This window comes from Marinomonas sp. SBI8L (genome assembly GCF_001624705.1).
GTDB lineage: Bacteria > Pseudomonadota > Gammaproteobacteria > Pseudomonadales > Marinomonadaceae > Marinomonas.
In genome coordinates this window covers 157,794-178,263 of the sequence record NZ_JSEO01000009.1, presented here as the reverse complement: position 1 = coordinate 178,263, position 20,470 = coordinate 157,794, and the positions used below count along the sequence as shown (strand labels likewise).

The following is a 20,470-nucleotide window of genomic DNA, read 5'->3' as shown; positions in this document are numbered from 1 at the left end:
TTTTGAAAAACAAGCATAAGATGTTTTAAAGCAAGTCAAAAACATCGTCAATCATTTTGACAGAGATGAGAAAGATTACGACTAGCCATAAGTAGCAGATACACACTTAAACAAAAATAAAAAGACGGAGTTAGAAGATGATTTATCAACCACCTGGTCACCCAGAATCCCCTATTCAATTTAAAGAAAAATATGCCAACTTCATTGGCGGCGAATGGGTTGCTCCTGTCAAAGGCCAATACTTTGACAATGTCAGCCCAGTGACGGGCGAGGCCTTTTGCCAGATTCCACGTTCAAGTGCAGAAGATGTCGAACTAGCACTTGATGCAGCCCATAGAGCAAAAGACGCTTTTGGCTCTCAATCTGTGACAGAGCGCTCTAACCTGTTACTTAAAATTGCAGATCGCATCGAAGCGAACCTCGAAAAACTCGCTGTCGCTGAAACTTGGGATAATGGTAAAGCGGTACGAGAAACCCTTGCAGCAGATATTCCATTAGCTGCAGATCACTTTCGTTATTTCGCAGGTTGCTTACGTTCTCAAGAAGGTTCAATGGCTGAGCTTGATGGCAATACAGTGGCTTACCATGTACACGAACCGCTAGGTGTCGTTGGCCAAATCATCCCATGGAACTTCCCTATTTTAATGGCGGCCTGGAAGCTTGCTCCAGCATTAGCAGCTGGTAACTGTGTCGTACTTAAACCTGCTGAGCAAACACCTGCGACTATTCTAGTCTTGATGGAATTGATTTCTGATCTCGTTCCAGCAGGTGTGATTAACGTGATTAATGGTTATGGCGCTGAGGCGGGTCGTGCCCTATCCACCAACACACGTATCGCAAAAATTGCCTTTACTGGCTCAACGCCTGTTGGCCAAGAAATATTACGTTGTGCCGCTGAGAACCTTATCCCTTCTACGGTTGAGCTAGGTGGTAAGTCACCGAACATCTATTTTGAAGATGTGATGCAGCATGAAGATGAGTTTGTCAGTAAAGCGGTTGAAGGCCTAGTACTTGCCTTCTTCAACCAAGGAGAAGTCTGTACTTGTCCTTCTAGAGCCTTGATCCAAGAAAGCATCTACCCAGAGTTTATCGAGATGGTCGTAAAACGTACTCAATCTATCGTACGTGGTAACCCGTTAGACACAGAAACACAAGTGGGTGCTCAAGCCTCTCAAGAGCAGTTTGAGAAAATCATGGGCTACATGGATATTGGCCGCGAAGAAGGGGCGGAATTCCTCATTGGTGGTAATGCAGAACGCTTATCCGGTAACTTCTCTAATGGATATTATGTGCAACCAACCCTAATGAAAGGGAGCAATGATATGCGCATTTTCCAAGAAGAAATTTTTGGACCTGTTGTGGGTGTTACCACCTTTAAAGACGAAGCTGAAGCTCTACGTATCGCCAATGATACTGAGTTTGGTTTGGGGGCTGGTGTCTGGACTCGTGACATGAATCGCGCTTATAGAATGGGCCGAGGTATTCAAGCAGGCCGTATTTGGACTAACTGCTACCATGCTTATCCAGCACATGCGGCATTTGGTGGCTATAAAAAATCAGGCATTGGCCGTGAAACCCATAAACTCGCCCTTGAGCATTACCAACAGACAAAAAACCTACTCGTGAGTTATGACACTAACCCACTTGGTTTCTTCTAAGATATCAACATAACCTTGGCTGATTTAAAAAGCCAAGGTTAATAAAACGAAGCACGCCTAAGTCATCACTTAGGCGTGCTTTTTTATGGGCAGCTTTCTCGTACTACAAGTTCGGTTTGCAGTACTTCGTCTTTCGCTTCTCTTAAGCCTAAAAAGAGCTCTGCTGCGACTCGGCCTTTTTCTTCATTTTGTTGATGCACTGTGGTGATAGTTGGATGAATACTGGCACTTTCAGGGATGCCATCAAAGCCAACAACATTCACATCTTCTGGCACTTTCAAACCCATTTGCTGAGCAACTTGGACTGTGGCAATCGCAATAATGTCACTCATACAGATAATAAGTTCGGGTCTATCTATCATACCCAGTGCTTCACGTGCCGCTTGATGAGCTAGCTTGTGACTGCTCTCTGGAATATTCCAAATGTTTTCAGAGCTGATTTCATAATCACACTCTTTTAAGGCATCCATGTAACCATGCAAGCGACGAATCGAAATCGAAGCCGCTGCATCGAGTAATTCATCATCACGAATACGACACACTCGGTTAGTATCTAATAGCGCTAGACCAAGAACAGCCACCCCTTTAGGTTGACGCTTAAGGGCGTGTAGGGTGATCTCTTTTGCCCCTTCATAGTTTTCAACGTTTACCGAAGCACAACCAGGGATAAAACTGTCTACCGCTATCGTATGTTTATTAGGAAGTGACCAAGGGGCATTAGCAAATTGCTGGGGTTTATGACCATACACAATAAAACCATCCACCATGGAAGATTGCATACGGGTTTGAACATCTTGCTCGGCATCATGGGATGAGAGGAGCAACATATTATAATCATGGGCGTCTAGCACTTCTGCCATACCACGTAAAAATTGGCTGGCAACAGGGTCTGACATGCTATAACTCAGTTTGTCGGACAAAACTATGCCAACAATACCCGTACGACCCGTACGTAAACTGCGTGCTGCCGCGTTAGGGCCAAAATAACCTATGTCTTCACACTCTTTCAAAATGCTGGTTCTAAGTTCAGCCGAAAGTTGATCAGGGCGGTTAAAGGCATTTGAAATTGTCGCGGTAGAGACCTTTAATCTAGCAGCAACATCTTTAAGGGTTAATCGTCTAGGTAAGTTAGCTTTCATAATATCTTCTTATTATTAGTGGAAGACGAGAAGCCAGTGACATGTCACTGGCTTCCTACTAACAGACTAAAAGCTGTTTTAATAAACCTTTTCAGGCTTATTAATCAATACGCGCATAAAATGCTTGGTAAGCAGGTAAACTTAGCACTTGCTCATCCAAACTTGCTGTAAAGCCATGACCTTCTAATACATCAGTCACAGGCATAGACAAGTCTGCCGTTTGCGCGTCTTTTGTCATGTTAATTACAACCAGAACTTTTTGGCCTTCATACTCACGTACGTAAGCAATCAAGTCTTGGTTGTTTACTTCAACTTGTGTCAATTCACCATTTAATAACTCAGGCTGAGCCTGACGCCATTTAATAAGTTGGCGAACCTTATGTAACAAGGAAGCAGGGTTAGCTTCTTGCTCTGCCACAGACAAAGCAAGGTGTCTGTCATCAACAGGTAACCAAGGCTCAGTCGTAGAGAAACCGCCTTGTTCTTCTTTATTCCATACCATAGGTGTACGACAGCCATCACGGCCTTTAAACACAGGCCAAAGAGGAATACCGTAAGGATCTTGAATACGCTCAAAAGGCACATCCGCTTCTGGTAAACCTAGCTCTTCACCTTGATAAAGGCAGACACTACCACGTAAAGAGGTAATCAAAGCAAGCGCGACCAAAGGATAAGCAATCGCATCTTCACCTTCACCCCAACGTGTTGCCGAACGCACAACATCATGGTTAGAAAGCGCCCAACAAGGCCAACCATCACCCACTATGTCTTGCATATTCTTCAGGACATCACGAATGTAAGTCGGTGAATGTGGCGTATTTAGCAAATCAAAGGTATAAGCCATATGTAACTTATCACCACCAGAAGTGTATTCTGCCATGCGCTCTAGCGGAAAATCATCCCCTAGCTCACCTACCGTAGTGCTGCCTGGGAACTCATCCATCAGGCTACGTAGATCTTGCAAGAAGCCGAGGTTTTCTGGACGGCTGATATCATACACATGTCGTTGATATGTGTAAGGATTATCATGTGGTGCGCCCATGGTTTTTGGCTCACCTTCCGGCACTGGTGGGTTATCTTCTAAGCCTTCACTATGGTAGTAGAAGTTCACAGTATCTAGACGGAAACCATCTACACCTAGTTCTAGCCAAAAGCGCATATTATCTAGCTGAGCTTGGCGCGCAGCAGCACAATGGAAGTTAATATCCGGCTGACTGGTTAAGAAGTTATGCAAATAGTACTGCAAACGGCGGCTGTCCCATTGCCAAGCACTGCCACCAAAGATAGATAACCAGTTATTTGGTGGTGAGCCGTCTGGCTTAGGATCAGCCCAAACATACCAATCAGCTTTATCATTGGTTTTGTCCTGGCGACTTTCTTCAAACCAAGGGTGAGACTCAGCAGAATGGCTCAACACCTGATCTACCATTACCTTTAGATTTAATTCATGGGCACGAGCTATCATTTTTTTGAAGTCGTCTAACGAGCCAAACAAAGGGTCAATATCACGATAGTTTGACACATCATAGCCAAAGTCCTTCATTGGCGAGGTGAACACAGGTGACAACCAAATTGCATCCACGCCTAGAGAGGCTACATAATCCAGTTTAGTTGTGATGCCAGCGATATCGCCCACACCATCACCATTTAAGTCCATAAAACTACGTGGATATATTTGGTAGATGATACCGCCCTTCCACCAGTTTAAGTTGGTTGTCATTAGACGCTCCAATAAGTAAATCAGTCGTTATTAGTTAAGTTTGTTTTACAGCCGACGATAGTTATCGCCTGCCGCATTAAACAAATGCATTTTTTCGGGTTTAGCTGTTAAGGAAACCTTATCGCCTCGTTTGTATTGCAATGTGCCTGCCAACTTAGCGACTACAAGTTCCGCTCCTTCTTGGGTTTTTACATATAAAAGTGTGGCCTCACCTAGGGATTCCACAAAGGACACATCCCCTTCAACCACAACAGTATCAGCCTCAGATTGACAAACTGTTAAATCTTCAGGACGCACACCAAATTGTGCTAAAAGCCCTTTCTCACTTGAGTTCAAACGAATCGGCATTTGCACAAGGTGACCTGTATTCAAAGTAAGCTCAGCGTCATTTTCTGAATTAGTAATAGTGGCAGGCATGATATTCATGGCTGGAGAGCCTATAAATTTCGCCACAAAAACATTGGCAGGGTTTTCATAAAGATCCAGCGGTGCACCAACTTGTTCTATGTTACCCGCAGATAAAAGCACGATACGGTCAGCTAAGGTCATCGCCTCAACCTGATCATGAGTTACGTAAATCATGGTAGATTCAGGCATGCTTTCTTTTAGATTGGCGATTTCCATACGAGTCGCCACGCGAAGGGCAGCATCTAGGTTAGAAAGCGGTTCATCAAACAAGAAAACTTTAGGCTGGCGAACAATGGCACGACCAATCGCCACACGTTGGCGTTGTCCACCAGAAAGCGCTTTAGGTAGACGGTCTAAATAGCTAGTAAGCTGCAACATATCAGCGGCTTTACGTACCTGCTTATCTATCTCTTCTTTGTTTACCTTGGCAATTTGTAAGCTAAACGCCATGTTGTCGTACACTGTCATATGCGGGTACAAAGCGTAACTTTGGAATACCATGGCGATACCGCGTAAGGCAGGTGGAATGTCATTTACGACATCCCCATCAATCTCCAAAGTACCGCCTGAAATGCTTTCTAGTCCAGAGATCATACGTAGCAAGGTGGACTTACCGCAGCCTGATGGCCCAACAAACACGATGAACTCACCTTGCTTGATGTCTAGATTAATATCGCGCATGACTTCTACGTTGTTATCGTAGATTTTTTTCACATTCGTTAGTTTTAAATCTGCCATTTGTTGCCTCTTTATCCGCTTAGCCTTAGTCGGCTAACGTCTTAAATTCTAAAAATTGTTAGTCGTAATTTATCTTTCAGTGGACCGGTTAATTTGGTCAAAATCTATTTCACTGAACCCGATAACAAACCTCTTACAAGGAATCGCTGCAAACCAATAAACACGCACAATGGCACTATAATAGTGATAAAGGCGGATGCAGTTAGGATTTCCCAATTACCTCCTCGTGACCCTAATAATTCACGCAGACGGCCAGTTAACACCAGTTGTTCTTCATTGTTACCAAGGAAAACCATCGCGATTAATAAGTCATTCCATACCCATAAGAATTGGAAAATGGAGAAGGATGCCAATGCAGGAAACGACAAAGGCAAAATAATTTTTCTGAAGATATCGAATTCAGAAGCACCATCAACACGTGCCGATTCAATAATTTCTCGGGGTAATCCAGCAATATAGTTACGCAATAGATAGATAGCTAAAGGCAAACCAAAAGCCGTGTGCGCTAACCAAATTCCCACATAGGTTTTCGACCCTGTACCTAAAAATTCACCAATCACATTATAAGAACGCAATAAGGGAATTAGAGACATTTGCAGAGGTACAACTAAGAGTCCCACCACAGCAGCAACCATTAAGGCGCGTCCAGGAAACTTCATCCAAGCTAAGGCATAAGCTGCAAATGCGGCCATCAGTATGGGGATGATGGTTGCAGGGATAGTCACAGTAAGAGAGTTAATAAAGGACTTACCCAAACCTTCTGATGTCAGTACTTCACGATAGTTATCTAAGGTAAATCGAGGCGGTACTTCGGCTGTGTAGAAAACACGCTGACCTCGCCCTTTAAAGGCTTTAGGTGACGTAATCACATAGTCACCATTGGCTTGCACTATGAGAGTTTTACCTCTTTTCATTTGTGCTTTCGTGCCGGCTTCAAAGGCTTGTGGCTTAAGTGAGCTATAACCAAACTGCTGAACACTGCTGTCGCCAGCTTGGGTGAAAACATTACCACGGATCACATAAACACCATTTTCCATGGTTTGATCTTTAGGTATCTCAATCCGTGTTACCAAACGCTGCTCTGAAGCAGATAATGCAGTCCACCAGCCAGAAACAGATAGCTGATCCTTATCTCGAATCGAAGAGATAAACAGGCCAGCAGTAGGAATTGTCCACATCACCACAAGGAAAAGAACCGTAAGGTGCACAACAAATGTTAATGGGGAACGAGTATTTGCAGATGAAACCATATTAACGGCCCTCCATTTCAGCATTGGCACGGCGGATATTCCAAACCATGATAGGAATTACAAGGACCATGATGATAATAGCGATAACAGCGCCACGGCCTGAGTCACCGCCGCCCCTAAACATCCAATCAAACATCTGGTTAGCCAATACTTGGGTATTCCATTGACCATTTGTCATGGCGAGTACGATATCAAAGACCTTAAGTACCAAGATGGTAATCGTGGTCCACACTACTGCGATTGTGCCCCAGATTTGTGGCACCATAATGCGGAAGAAAATCTGCACACCGTTGGCACCATCTAGCACGGCAGCTTCAATGGTCTCTTCTGAAATACCACGTAGTGCAGCAGATAGAATAACCATGGCAAAACCTGTCTGAATCCAAATCAGGATAGCCATCAGGAAGAAGTTGTTCCAAAAAGGCATGGTGATCCAAGCTTGAGGCTCGCCACCAAAGAAAACCACTATGGCATTTAATAGACCGATTTGCGCATCGTCTCCACTGCGAAAATCATAAATAAATTTCCAAATAACCGAAGCACCAATAAAGGAAATGGCCATCGGCATAAAGATCAAACTCTTAGCAATATTGCCCCACCAAATACGGTCCGTCATGGTTGCTATCACTAAACCTAAAAAGGTTGCGGCTGTTGGCACAACAATCAGCCATAGCATGTTGTTTTTAAATGATTCAAAGAATTCGGCGCTCGAAAAAAGCCAGCGATAGTTATCAAAACCAATAAAGTTTTCACCGGTTCTATCTAAGAAAGACAAACGTAAAGAGTCAAATACAGGAAAAATGAGATAAAAGCCAAGTGCTAATAACGCCGGTCCAATAAACAACCATGGTCGAATAGTGTTGGTAATGCGTAGGTTTCTAGCTATCACTAAATGAGGGCGATTCTTTGTTGGAAAGCAAAAATCGAGTAATAGGTTTGAGCCATAAAAATAAACAGCACAGCCTAAAACACCGATAGACATGACAAACAAAGCAGAAATGAGTTGTCCCATGGGACCTCCATTCCGAAGAAACAACCAGTCGTAAAACCAGTCATTCAAAGGTGAGACGATAACAGACCCCTAGAGCATAGGGGTACTAGGAGTCTGTTTATGAACTAAGGGTATTGCTAGGGTTACTTCAAGGTATCCCAGTTATTTTGGATCTCTGTTGCTACGGTTTTTGCATCTTTACCGCCGGCATAATCGACCATGCCAGTCCAGAAAGAGCCCGCACCAATTTTACCTGGCATCAGGTCAGAGCCATCAAAACGGAAAGTGGTTGAGTAACGTAAGATCTCACCTTGTTTTTTCGCTGATTCAGAAGAATACAAATCAATATTGACGCCTTTATGAGCAGTCAAGAAACTCTTCTGAGCCATCCAGATTTCATGAGCAATCGGTGTGCGGATAAAGTCCATGAAAGCACGAGCGCCTTTAGAATCTTTAGTGATACTCAGCATAGTACCGCCACCCAATACTGGGTTACCTAGACCTTTAGATTCATAAGAAGGGAAGTAGAAGAAGTCAGCATCTAGACCCAAAACCGTATCTTCTGGGAAGAAAGCAGGAATGAAAGACGCTTGTCTGTGCATGTAACATTTTGGTGGTGATGCAAATAGACCTTTAGGGCTATCACGGAAATCAGTCGCAGCGACTGCTCGGCTACCGCCATCAACATGGTCATCGTTACGGATAAACCAACCAAAGTCTTCAATTGCTTCAACCACACGAGGATCATTAAACTTGATTTCATTACTCACCCACTGGTCATAAACACTTGGTGATTGAGTACGTAATAATAGATCTTCTACCCAGTCAGTTGCTGGCCAGCCAGTCGCTGCACCTGAACCCAGACCGATACACCAAGGTGTGCCGCCGTCGGCAACAATCTCTTGAGTTAATTCTTTTAACTCTTCCATGGTTTCAGGGATCTCATAATCAGCATCCGCGAAGTTTTCTGGTGAGTACCAAACAAGAGACTTCAAGTCAGCACGGTAGAAAACACCGTATAGGTTTTCTTCGTTTTGCTTGTTTTTAAAGGTCGCAAGATCAACCCAAGATTGTCCAGCAGCATAGTTTTCTTTGACCCAGTCACCCGTCTTGTTATCAAGCGGTGTTAAAAGGTTTTTAGAAGCAAGGTCAGCGGCTAATCCAGGCTGAGGGAAAATAGAAATGTTTGGCGCACTACCCGCCTGTGTATCAATAACAATTTGCTGCTCAAAAGAGTCAGAGCCAGCATAATTTACTTTTGCTCCGGTTGCCTCTTCAAAGTATGCGATAACACTTTCAAATGAGGCTTTTTCATCACCTAACCAAGGGCCAAAAACTGTCACAGTTTCACCAGATAGGTCTGTGGATTTAAGCGCTTCGTAAGAGGCCCAGTTAAAACGGGAATCTTCATTAGGTTTAAAAATAAGAGATTGTGCAGAGGTTTGAGCAGATACAGCACCTATTGCTAGGGCAATTGTGGCGGATAACAGAGACTTCTTCATTGTCACTCCTTCATGGCCTATTAGATAAAACTAACTGACCTTTATTTTTATTATGCTTAAACAAATTTTGCTTTTTTAATCTTCTATAAGGATTAAGAAGATTCGTAAATTATTAACAATGAGGTTTGGGCTTTCAAGTTAACTTAGCACTTAAATTTGTCTTAATTTAAAGTTAAGTAAAGATAGAAAAAGATTAGTAAGAAAGTGAGGGATTTATTCATTTTAAGAATAGAAAATAAAGACATTATAGATCAATATCTTAAAAACTCTAATTTTGAGGCTTTGTATTTTTTTGGAGAGGTGTAATCAGGTTCAGATTAAAGCTGCTTAAAATTTAAGCAGCTTTCTTAAGATTTAACTTTTTTCTTTTCTTGAGGTTTTTAACTACTTTTTGTTTAAAACTGATCATTTTTTATTCTTAATCGTTTTAAGAAGTACTTAATTTATCAAGATAGCATTTACTTGTTCTTGGTTCGGTAATGCTGGATAAGCACCAAACTCTGTTACCGCACAGGCACCTGAAGCAACGGCATATTGAATAATACTTTGCCAGTCTTGTTCAGCTAATTCTGCACAAGCTTGAACACTAGGAGCAAGACGAATAAGTTGCGCTAATAAACCACCGACAAATGCATCACCCGCTGCGGTTGTATCCTTTACCTCGACTTTAGGTGTTGCAACTTCACCGGTATGCGAGCGAGTAAAGTAACGCACGCTTTTGGCCCCATCAGTTAACACAAAAATTTGAGTCTGATTTGTTAAGGTTTGCTTAATCAGATCCATTGGATCTTGAGTTAATTCAGCCAGCTCTTCTAAGCTCGCCTTAATAACATGAGCCTGCATCATCCAGTCAATGACTCTTTGCGTATTAGGCTTATGGTCTGGCCACAGGTTACTGCGCAAGTTCACATCACAAGAGATTAACCAGCCAGCCTCTTCAGCCATTGCCATGCCAGCTAAAGTAGCCTGAGTAATATTCTCGTCTGTTAAGGTATTAGAGCAGGTATGGAAAACCCCCTGACTCTCCTTAAACCAATCAGCGTTAAAATATTCAGCGCGATATAGAATATCTGCTGAGGCTTGTCGATAAAACTCAAAGGTACGTTCACCCTCATTATCCAGACTGACAAAAGCTAGCGCAGTCTTCGCCTCTTTACTAAAACGCATATTCTCAATTTGTACGCCATAACCTGCTAAGCAATCTGCCAAGAAGTGACCAAAGCTATCGTCCCCCACTTGCCCCACAAAATGGCTATTCACGCCTAGCTTAGCAGCAGCAACCGCCACATTAGCAGGCGCACCACCTGGATACTTTACAAAGGATTCCTCCTGGCCTTCATTAGCTGTTTTACTTGATAAGAAATCGATTAAGGCTTCACCAAAGGCGATGAGTTTTGTGTTTTGCATGGGCTCTCTCACATGGGATAACTAGAAGTTCTGATTAAAATCTGTACGAATTTAACCTTATGGCTTGAGTATGAAAGTTAAGCTTAATTAAATCAACTTAATTTATTTAATTAGAGACAAATTGGTTATCCATTCAATTCTTGTTAAACTCAAAAGATGCCGCTATTCCTATATCAGCAGACGATCATCAATATAAATAGAAGAGATGTATGACTCGATCTAAAACGGTATTTGTCGTCGATGACGATGCAGAAATTCGCAATCTACTGAAAACATATTTAGAAAAGCATCAATTTAATGTTCGCACTGCCGATTCAGGTGAATCTTTTTTAGCAGATTTTGAACAAGATTCAGCTGCTGACCTTATCATCCTCGATATTATGCTTCCTGGAGAAGATGGCTTTTCTGTTTGCCGCTCCCTACGAATGAAGTCTCTTGTACCTGTGATTATGCTCACGGCGAACTCAGATGAGATGGATCGAATTATAGGATTAGAAATTGGGGCAGACGATTACCTCGCCAAGCCATTCAACCCAAGAGAACTCTTGGCCAGAATGAAGGCGATATTTCGCCGTATCGAGCAGATATCAACAAGCAACCTTGATACCCAGGCGGATATTCCAAACGAGAGCAATGGTGCAAAATCTACCCCCTGCATTCAAAAGCATTTCCGTTTTGCTGACTTCTGTTTAGACACTCTGTCTAGAGAACTAAGCCATGAAGATGGCTCTGTAGCAGCGTTATCAGGCGCTGATTACAACCTGCTTATGCTGTTTTTAAACCATCCTGGCACAGTGCTTAGTCGAGACTTTATCGCTGAGAATACACGCGGTCGAGACAGTGCCCCACTGGATAGATTTATTGATGTGCATATCAGCCGCTTGCGCCAGCGCTTGCATGAAGATGCAAGACATCCTCAGCTCATCAAAACCATACGTGGTGAAGGCTATATACTGACTGTCGATGTGGACTGCCAAGATGCCAACTCAGTCGCCATCTAATTCATCCCTTAAGCACAAGGTGAAACATGCCATTAGCAAGTTTCGCCGCTTACCCAGTTCCTTAACCGGACAGATTCTTATTATTCTCGCCTTAGGGGTGACGATCGCCCAATTGGTGAGTTCTACAATTTGGCTTAAGCAGCTTGCTGCTGATGCGGAGCAAAACGTCAGAGAAGTGGCCCAACCCATGGCCTTTCGTGTTGCTTCCACTATTAGCTACTTTTCCTCTTTGCCCCAGAACTATCGCCATATCGTCATAGACCAATTGCAGGAGATGGGGGGAACTCGTTTCTTTGTTACGGTCAATAATGAAGAGATACTCATTAATGAACTTGAAGAATCGCCGCTACAAAATGTGGTGATTGAAGAGTTTCGCAACACCTTGGCAAAACAGCTGGGCATTACTAACCCTAAAATAGCCTTTTCTAGCCCTGATGATTTGCATGTCATTAATAACCACACTCGCCTGTCAGATTTACCTGAAAGATGGGGTCATCACAGTTTATTAGTAAAACCTTTAACGCCCCCTATTTTGGTGATACAAATCCCGATCAACGAAAAAGATTGGCTCTATTTAGCCACCTTGATGCCTGATCCTTATTTTCTGGATGGCTCATCTCCCATCTCTAATGACAGACTATTTTCTCTCGCCATTTCTATCATGACAGTGCTGTTATTAAGCTTCTTGATTATTCGTCGCGTGACTAAACCTTTAGCCAAATTAGCGAGAGCTGCGGAGTCTTTCGGTCAGGGAGATTATCAACCTGTCGAAGAAGTGGGCAGTGAAGAGATACGTAATACCGCACATGCTTTTAATGCAATGCAAACCCGTATTCAACGTTACCTTGATGACAGAGAACGCCTCTTCGCGTCTATTTCCCATGATTTAAAAACCCCCATTACTCGATTAAGGCTTAGGGCCGAAATGGTAGACGAAGAAGGCACCCGAGAAGCCATGGTACGTGATTTAGAAGATCTGGATATGCTGGTAAAAGGTGCTCTGCAAAGTGTGAAAGAGACAGATATCCATGAAAACCGTGTCGAAATAAACATCTTAAAAATGCTCAAGGATTTGCAAAATAGCGCTCAATTAGCCCAAAGAAACATGCAATTAAGTGGTGAACTTGATCAGCCTTATATCGGTAAACCTCTCGCTATAAAACGCTGTTTAACTAACCTGATAGATAATGGCTTGTATTACGGTGAAAGGGTAAAAGTTGAGTTAGATAATGATGATGAGCTGGTAACAATTCGCATACTAGATGAAGGGCCAGGGATTCCAACTGAAAAAATGGAAAAGGTCTTTCAACCTTATACTCGACTAACAATTAAACATGCTAATCACCCAAGTGGCATGGGCCTTGGTTTAAGTATTGCCCGTAATATTGCACGCGCCCATGGGGGCGAAGTTCATCTGATTAACCGTCCAGAAGGCGGCCTAGAAGCGAAACTCATTCTGCCGCTACACTAAAACGGGTTATAAGCTATGTGCGACCCCAGCTTACTTCTTCCCAAGCCCGTCTATACTTAAGCAATACACTTAAGTTGGGTCCGCATCATGTGGTTATTATTTGCGATAAGTCTATTTATCATCATTTTTATTTTAGTAAAAAGAAAAGAGCACCAAGAAGAACAAGAGAGACAAGCTAGAGATAGCCGCTCTAACGAGCCAACCCAGCCTCAAGAAAAGAAGATGCAAATCCACTCAGTCGTCACAGACGTTGTTCACCCAGAACACCCTAGTACGCACCAAGAAGATATAGCCCACTCTTCGACCGAGGAGGAAGAATCAATATTAGATGAATCAAAATCAGAAATCTCTCTTGATTATTCAAAAACTGAAATGCCAGTCTTTTCAAAGCATTTATCCCTATTGAAACTAGAGTTCGAATTATGTCATGAGTGGCGCTTATTCAATTCAAATGCCGCTTTTTTTTGGCATCAAGACAAACCGCTTGTCACAGTGCTCTGTCTCAGCCATTTTGTTAAAGGTGAAGCTAAAAGCCAGAACTACAAGGCATATCAGTTTCATACTGAGTCTTGGTCATGGCAAGGAGATAGCCCTAAAGGTGCCGCCAGTGAAGTTAAAAAGAAACTGAGAGAAACCTTTCCAGAGCAAACTAAGAAATAGTGTGATTGCACGTTTTAGTCATTAAATACCCTCTTTTTAGAATTTAGACATTCTTTGTGTCTGGCGAAATAAGTAATAGATTCAAAGGATGAATTTCATTTAAGATGAATTTATCCATTCGCGCAAAATTGCTAACACTTGTTGGAATAAGATGTCTGACTCTCGAAAAAAACACACCCATAACCAAGCTAAAGCAGGCCTTAGTCTAAAGACTTTACAGCTAACCTTTTTAAAGCTTAAAGAGGCGATTTTCACGAATAAAGTCCTATTAAATGGTCTCTTGTTAGTGGCTAGTTTGCTATTTTCCCTGTCCCTTTTCGCCCAAGATCAGGTGATTCGTATCGGTGGTGATGTTAATTACCCGCCCTATGAATTCCTTAACAGCCAAGGAGAACCTGACGGTTATAATACGGAGCTGACCTTGGCAATTGCTGAAGTCATGGGCATGAAGGTTGAATTTGTTTTTGATAGCTGGAGCAGTGTCCGCCAGCAATTAGATAACCAAGAAATCGATATTTTACAGGGTATGGTCTATTCAGATTCTCGCGCCAAGACCTTATCCTTTTCCCCTTCCCACGCCTTGATTAATCAATCTATTTTCACTCGAAAGGGTTTACCTTTAATTAGCAATTTGAATCACTTTGAAGGCCAAGGATTAGTCGTACAAGATCAAGGCATCATGCACGATTATCTGGTTGAAAATAAGGTAAACGCCGAGCTAGTACTGGTTAAGACCCATGCAGATGCCCTGCGCTTAGTCGCGTCGGGGGCGAATGATTATGCCTTAGTAGCTAACTTACCTGGCCTGTATTTAGGGAAAGAACTCGCACTTTCTAATTTAAGGTCCATTACTCAACCCTATGGCACCCAAAGGTATGGTTACGCCGCGCTACAAAAAAATGAAAACCTAATCGCTAAATTTAGTGAAGGTATGGCCATCTTAAAAAATACCGGACGCCAACAAGAAATCTATGACAAATGGTTAGGGCCTTTAAGTAATCAAGGGCCAGATTGGAAGCTTATTGGCCAATTCACCCTTATCGTCTCGTCCTTACTATTGCTCTTTTTAGGAGGATCACTCATTTGGAACCGTATGCTTTCCAAAGAAGTGCTCAAACGAACCCAAAGGCTTGAGTTACAACAACAGCAATTAATTCAAGCGGACAAAATGGCTTCCTTAGGGGTGCTGGTTTCAGGGGTTGCTCACGAAATTAATAACCCTTGTAGCCTGATGCTACTTAACATTCCCGCCATTCAAGAAGTACACCGAGATCTCGAAGAAATTCTTGAGGATCATTATCAAAAAGAAGGTGAGTTTTATCTGGCTGGCATTGAATACTCCCTCATGCGAGATGAATTACCTAAGATGCTTAATGACATGATGGCAGGCAGTCAGCGTATTAGCCGTATCGTTGATGATCTTAGGGATTTTGGTCGCCAAGAAAATATTGAACTGACAGAGCATGTGGATATTAATCAGTTGGTTTCTACCTCCTATCGATTAATAGAGCAAACCGTCAGAAATTACAGTGACAATGTCAGCATTAAATTTGAAGATAAATTACCGACCTTTTTAGGCAGTGCACAACGCATTGAGCAGGTCATCATCAATCTCATCCTTAATGCTGCGCAATCGCTCACCTCAAGAGAGAAAAGCATCGATATCAGAACCTATATGGATAGAAGCAAAGGTTTGCTGGTATTAGAAATTAAAGATGAGGGTTGTGGTATCGCCATTGAAAACCTCAAACGATTAGAAGACCCTTTCTTCACCACTAAAAGGGACCAAGGCGGAACAGGGTTAGGCCTGTCTATTTCGTCCAATATTGTCAGTGAGCATGGCGGGCAACTCAGCTTTGAATCCGTTTTGAAAAAGGGCACCACTGTCACTCTGACTCTCCCTATATTTAATCTAAAAGCTAACCAAAAGGCACATGCATGAGTAACAACCTTTACCCAGACTTTGGCATTTTATTAGTCGACGATGAAGATTCATTCTTACGCAGTTTAACCATGACACTCAAACGTCGTGGCGGTATTAATCACCTGTTCCAAACCAATGACAGTCGTAATGTGCTAGATATGTTAGAGCAACACCCGATTGAGCTTGTGCTGCTAGACCTCAACATGCCCAATGTGACGGGCATGTCGCTGCTTGAGCAAATTCTAGAAACGCACCCTCATGTAAAGGTCATTATTATCAGTGGTCTCAATCAAATCGAGATTGCCATGCAATGCATACGTTTGGGGGCCTTGGATTACTTTGTCAAAACCACAGACGAAGTACACTTAATCGAAGGTATCAAGCGCACCATTCGCAGTATCGAAATGCGCTCTGAGAATGACAAATTAAGGTCTCGGTTTTTGAATGACACCTTAGAACACCCAGAAGTGTTCGAAAGCATTCTCACCCTAGACAAAAACATGCGTTCTATTTTCCAGTATTTAGAAGCGATTGCTGCCAGTAACCAGCCAATTATGATTAATGGTGAAAGCGGTGTGGGTAAAGAGCTCATCGCCCAAGCGATTCACAAACTGAGTCACAAGTCTGGCCCCATTGTCAGTGTTAACGTGGCTGGGCTGGATGATAATATGTTCTCCGATACCCTATTTGGTCATAGCCGAGGGGCTTTTTCAGGAGCCGAAAAAGCTCGAGCAGGCATGATAGAACAAGCCAATGGTGGTACCTTATTTTTAGATGAAATAGGTGATTTGAGCCTGATGTCTCAGGTGAAATTACTGCGCTTATTGCAAGAAGGTGAATACTATCCACTTGGCAGTGACCACCCTAAACGCCTTAATGCCAGAGTCGTGGTCGCTACTCATCAGGATTTAACGCAAAAACAAGAAGCAGGCGAGTTTAGAAAAGACCTTTATTATCGCTTACAAACCCATCAAGTCAGTATCCCGCCACTGCGCCAACGCCGTGGTGACATCGCCATTCTGCTCGACCTTTTTCTTGAAGAAGCCGCAACCGAGTTGAATAAAACTAAGCCAGCTATTCCAAAAGAACTGCCTGTTTTATTATCTAATTATGCCTTTCCTGGCAATGTACGAGAGCTAAGAGCGCTAGCATTTAAAGCAATGGGGTTACATCGTAGCAAGATGTTATCTATGGATTCATTTAAAGATCTCATCAGCCCTAAAGACTTATCTCAAGCTTGGACTGATAGCACAGAAGAACAAGCTTGTATCAGCTTTAACCCAGAACAAAGCTTACCCTCCCTAACTGAAATTGGTGATCTACTGATAGAAGAAGCCATGTTAAGAGCCAAAGGTAACCAGTCTATTGCGTCCCGCCTTGTGGGAATCTCTCAACCAGCTTTAAGTAAACGCATTAAAAAGGCGAATAGCCAGTAACGGCTTCCTACCCTAATTTAACCCCTATAACCTAGGTTAATTCTATAACCTAGGTTAGCAAGCTAACCAACTGATAAATAAGGGTTTTATCAAAAGTCATTTATCCCTATTCCCTGAGTTATACCCCTTCACCCTCTTCGATATTATATTTTTTCCTTATATTTCAATCAGTTAAGCATATATAAAAAACTGGCCCCCGAATTGCAATCTAGTTCACTAATCAAGCACAGGCTTTAAGCCTGAAATTGCTTGAAATAATTATGATAAGAATGAGAACAAGATGCACACACCAGCGACTGACACATTGCAATCCATGCGCAAAGAGAAAGACTTATTAGGCGAACTTGATGTGCCTAAAAGTGCTTATTATGGTATTCAAACCCGCCGCGCATGCCACAACTTTGATTTATCAGGCATACCTATCAATCACTTTCCTGAGCTTGTTAATGCGCTAGCTTATGTGAAACTTGCCTGCGCCAAAACCAATAATCAGCTGGGGCAATTGTCCGATCACAAAACACAAATCATAGAGGCTGCGGCCAATAAAGTTCTACAGGGCTATCACCATGAAGACTTTGTTGTCGACATGATTCAAGGTGGGGCAGGTACGTCCACCAATATGAATGCCAATGAAGTTATCGCTAATATTGGCCTAGAACTTATGGGTAAGGAGAAGGGACACTATACTCACCTTCACCCAAATAATGACATCAATAAATCCCAATCCACCAATGATGTTTATCCAACTGCCGTTCGCCTTTCCATTATTTTACTGCATAGCCAACTGGTTGAAGCCCTGACCTCTTTGCGCGATACCTTTAGCAATAAAGCGTTAGAGTTTAACGACATTATCAAGATGGGCCGTACTCAGCTACAAGATGCAGTACCCATGACTCTAGGGCAAGAGTTCCAGTCTTTTGCCAGTACGCTAAACGAAGATATTCAACGAATTGCTGACCTGTCCCAGTTACTTAAAGAAGTAAATCTGGGTGGCACAGCAATTGGCACAGGCATTAATACCCACTCAGATTATGCGCCACTAGCCGTACAAGAGTTAGCAAACCTAACAGGCATAGATTTTATTCTTGCTACAGATCTAATCGAAGCAAGCTCTGACATGGGCGCCTTTGTTCTTTTCTCTAGTATGTTGAAACGCTTAGCCGTCAAGCTATCGAAAATATCCAACGACTTACGCCTTTTAAGCATGGGCCCTCGCTGTGGTTTAGCTGAAATCCAACTGCCTGCAGCACAACCAGGTAGCTCAATCATGCCAGGCAAGATTAACCCTGTGATCCCAGAAGCCATGAATCAGGTGGCTTATCAAGTCATGGGGAATGATCTTGCGATTACCTTTGCTGCAGAAGCGGGCCAACTTCAACTCAATGCCATGGAACCCTTAATTGCCTACAAGGTACTTGAGTCTATTCGTCTACTGACTAAGTCCATGGGCATGCTAGAAACACGCTGTATTCAAGGGATTACAGCCAATAAAGATAGATGCCAAGAGTTGGTAAATAACAGCATTGGCATTATCACAGCCATAGCGCCAACTCTGGGTTATGAAACAGCAACCCGTGTTGCTAAACAGGCTCTAGCCACTGGTCGCAGTGTGTTAGATCTGGTGTTAGATGAAAACCTCATGGATGAAAAAGAGCTTAAAACCTGCTTACAACCAAAGAACATGGTTAAACCTCAACATAGGGAAGCACAAGCCTCTTAAAACCGAAATATAACAATAACTTAAATATGTCCAAGCCTATTAGTAGGCGTAAATCTAATTATAAAAAGGTAATCACATGTCTATATCTCAAGCACAAAGCCCTGCTAAGCCAGGTCTAGCCTTATGGCATAAAATTCTTATCGGTATGGTTCTTGGCGTCATCGCTGGGGCTATCTTAGGCCCTAACGCCGAAGTATTAAAACCGATAGGAACCCTCTTCATTAATGCAATCAAAATGCTGATTGTGCCATTGATCTTCTGTTCTTTGGTTGTTGGTGTAACGTCATTAGAAGACACACGCAAAATGGGCCGCATTGGTATGAAATCTGTTGCCCTTTACCTAGGTACAACAGCCGTTGCCATTACTATAGGTTTAACACTGGCTGCTGTTTTCATGCCTGGTGCAGGTCTTAACATGACGGTTGAAGCAGGTGCTGCGGTAGGTAAAGATGCACCACCGTTAGTGCAAACCTTACTGAATATCATCCCTAAAAACCCAATCAATGCATTAGCGTCTGGCAACATTCTACAGATCATCGCTTTTGCGATTGGTTTAGGTATTGCGCTAACACTCGTTGGTGAGAAAGCGAAACCAGCTATTGCTGTATTCGACAGCCTTGCAGAAGCTATGTACAAGCTTACTGAAATGGTTATGAAACTAGCGCCATACGGTGTATTTGGTCTTATGGCTTGGGTTGCAGGTAAATATGGTCTTGAGATTCTACTGCCTCTAATCAAGCTAGTTGCACTGGTTTACATTGGCTGTATCTTGCATGTTGTTGTCGTGTACTCAGGCATTATCACCACTATTGGTGGCCTAAGCCCAGTTCGCTACTTAAAAGGTGTGCTTAACCCAGCTGCGGTTGCTTTTACCACAACAAGTAGCTCTGGTACTTTACCAGCCACTATCAAGGCAGCCCGTGAAGAGCTTGGTGTATCTAAAGGTATTTCTAGTTTTGTTCTTCCGCTAGGTGCCACTATCAATATGGACGGTACAGCCCTTTACCAAGGTGTATGTGCTCTCTTCATTGCCCAAGCATTCGGTATTGATCTAACCACCTCTGATTACTTACTTATCATTATGACATCAACCTTAGCCTCTATCGGTACAGCCGGTGTTCCAGGTGCGGGTTTGATCATGTTGTCTCTTGTTTTAACTACTGTTGGTCTACCAATTGAAGGTCTAGCCATTGTTGCGGGTATCGACCGTATTCTAGATATGGCACGTACTAGTGTGAACGTATGTGGCGACATGATGGTATCAACCATAGTGGGTAAGAGTGAAGGCGAACTAGACAAGGCTATCTATAACAAAGAGAACCTTGCTAATCAGCAAGCCTAAACACAGGAAAGAATTCACAATTTCAGCAAGCTTTTATTCGTCAATTTAAGCTTTTGGGCAATCTAGCAAGCCACCGTTAGGTTGCCCTTTTTTTATTCATCAA

General features: G+C 42.8%; 15 protein-coding genes. 8 read left to right on the top strand and 7 right to left on the bottom strand.

The features are described from left to right. Positions 1-137 precede the first annotated feature (137 nt). Positions 138-1,658 carry an acetaldehyde dehydrogenase ExaC gene (gene exaC, locus OA91_RS14940; RefSeq protein WP_063339070.1) on the top strand — a complete coding sequence of 507 codons (1,521 nt, stop codon included), beginning with the start codon at positions 138-140 and terminating at the stop codon, positions 1,656-1,658. Between the two features lie 83 nt (positions 1,659-1,741). Here the strand turns inward: exaC and OA91_RS14935 are convergent, their stop codons facing one another. The 7 genes from OA91_RS14935 to OA91_RS14905 form a co-directional block, all read right to left on the bottom strand. Next, positions 1,742-2,797: a LacI family DNA-binding transcriptional regulator gene (locus tag OA91_RS14935; RefSeq protein WP_046015293.1), complete on the bottom strand. Its 1,056-nt coding sequence runs from the start codon at positions 2,795-2,797 to the stop codon at positions 1,742-1,744. A 100-nt stretch (positions 2,798-2,897) separates the two neighbouring features. Continuing rightward, on the bottom strand, positions 2,898-4,517 hold the full coding sequence (locus tag OA91_RS14930; protein ID WP_063339069.1) for an alpha-glucosidase family protein: 1,620 nt from the start codon (positions 4,515-4,517) through the stop codon (positions 2,898-2,900). 45 nt (positions 4,518-4,562) lie between these two features. Continuing rightward, positions 4,563-5,663: an ABC transporter ATP-binding protein gene (locus OA91_RS14925; RefSeq protein WP_063339068.1), complete on the bottom strand. Its 1,101-nt coding sequence runs from the start codon at positions 5,661-5,663 to the stop codon at positions 4,563-4,565. 104 nt (positions 5,664-5,767) lie between these two features. Further along, a complete protein-coding gene (locus tag OA91_RS14920) occupies positions 5,768-6,913 on the bottom strand; it encodes a carbohydrate ABC transporter permease (protein WP_063339067.1) in 1,146 nt (381 codons plus the stop codon). A gap of 1 nt (position 6,914) precedes the next feature. Further along, positions 6,915-7,925: a carbohydrate ABC transporter permease gene (locus tag OA91_RS14915; protein WP_063339066.1), complete on the bottom strand. Its 1,011-nt coding sequence runs from the start codon at positions 7,923-7,925 to the stop codon at positions 6,915-6,917. A 122-nt stretch (positions 7,926-8,047) separates the two neighbouring features. Beyond that, positions 8,048-9,406 (bottom strand): ABC transporter substrate-binding protein, encoded by a 1,359-nt coding sequence (locus tag OA91_RS14910; RefSeq protein WP_063339065.1) that lies wholly within the window; start codon positions 9,404-9,406, stop codon positions 8,048-8,050. Positions 9,407-9,844: 438 nt separating this feature from the next. Then, a complete protein-coding gene (locus OA91_RS14905) occupies positions 9,845-10,813 on the bottom strand; it encodes a carbohydrate kinase family protein (protein WP_063339064.1) in 969 nt (322 codons plus the stop codon). Between the two features lie 209 nt (positions 10,814-11,022). Here OA91_RS14905 and OA91_RS14900 point away from each other — a divergent pair, with 209 nt between their 5' ends. The 7 genes from OA91_RS14900 to OA91_RS14870 all read left to right on the top strand — a co-directional run bounded on the left by OA91_RS14900 (position 11,023) and on the right by OA91_RS14870 (position 20,367). Then, positions 11,023-11,814 (top strand): response regulator, encoded by a 792-nt coding sequence (locus OA91_RS14900; RefSeq protein ID WP_063339063.1) that lies wholly within the window; start codon positions 11,023-11,025, stop codon positions 11,812-11,814. After that, positions 11,792-13,285, top strand: coding sequence for an ATP-binding protein (locus tag OA91_RS14895; RefSeq protein WP_082827963.1), 1,494 nt, complete (start codon positions 11,792-11,794; stop codon positions 13,283-13,285). Before OA91_RS14900 ends, OA91_RS14895 begins: the two co-directional genes overlap by 23 nt. 87 nt (positions 13,286-13,372) lie before the next feature. Beyond that, on the top strand, positions 13,373-13,945 hold the full coding sequence (locus tag OA91_RS14890) for a hypothetical protein (RefSeq protein ID WP_063339062.1): 573 nt from the start codon (positions 13,373-13,375) through the stop codon (positions 13,943-13,945). Positions 13,946-14,096: 151 nt separating this feature from the next. Continuing rightward, positions 14,097-15,887 carry a transporter substrate-binding domain-containing protein gene (locus OA91_RS14885; RefSeq protein ID WP_231870379.1) on the top strand — a complete coding sequence of 597 codons (1,791 nt, stop codon included), beginning with the start codon at positions 14,097-14,099 and terminating at the stop codon, positions 15,885-15,887. Next, a complete protein-coding gene (locus OA91_RS14880; protein WP_063339061.1) occupies positions 15,884-17,305 on the top strand; it encodes a sigma-54-dependent transcriptional regulator in 1,422 nt (473 codons plus the stop codon). The genes OA91_RS14885 and OA91_RS14880 overlap by 4 nt, the downstream gene beginning before the upstream one ends. 280 nt (positions 17,306-17,585) lie before the next feature. Continuing rightward, complete coding sequence (locus tag OA91_RS14875; protein ID WP_063339060.1) at positions 17,586-19,025, top strand: aspartate ammonia-lyase; 1,440 nt, start codon at positions 17,586-17,588, stop codon at positions 19,023-19,025. A 76-nt stretch (positions 19,026-19,101) separates the two neighbouring features. Then, positions 19,102-20,367 carry a dicarboxylate/amino acid:cation symporter gene (locus tag OA91_RS14870; RefSeq protein WP_046015304.1) on the top strand — a complete coding sequence of 422 codons (1,266 nt, stop codon included), beginning with the start codon at positions 19,102-19,104 and terminating at the stop codon, positions 20,365-20,367. Positions 20,368-20,470: the final 103 nt, after the last annotated feature.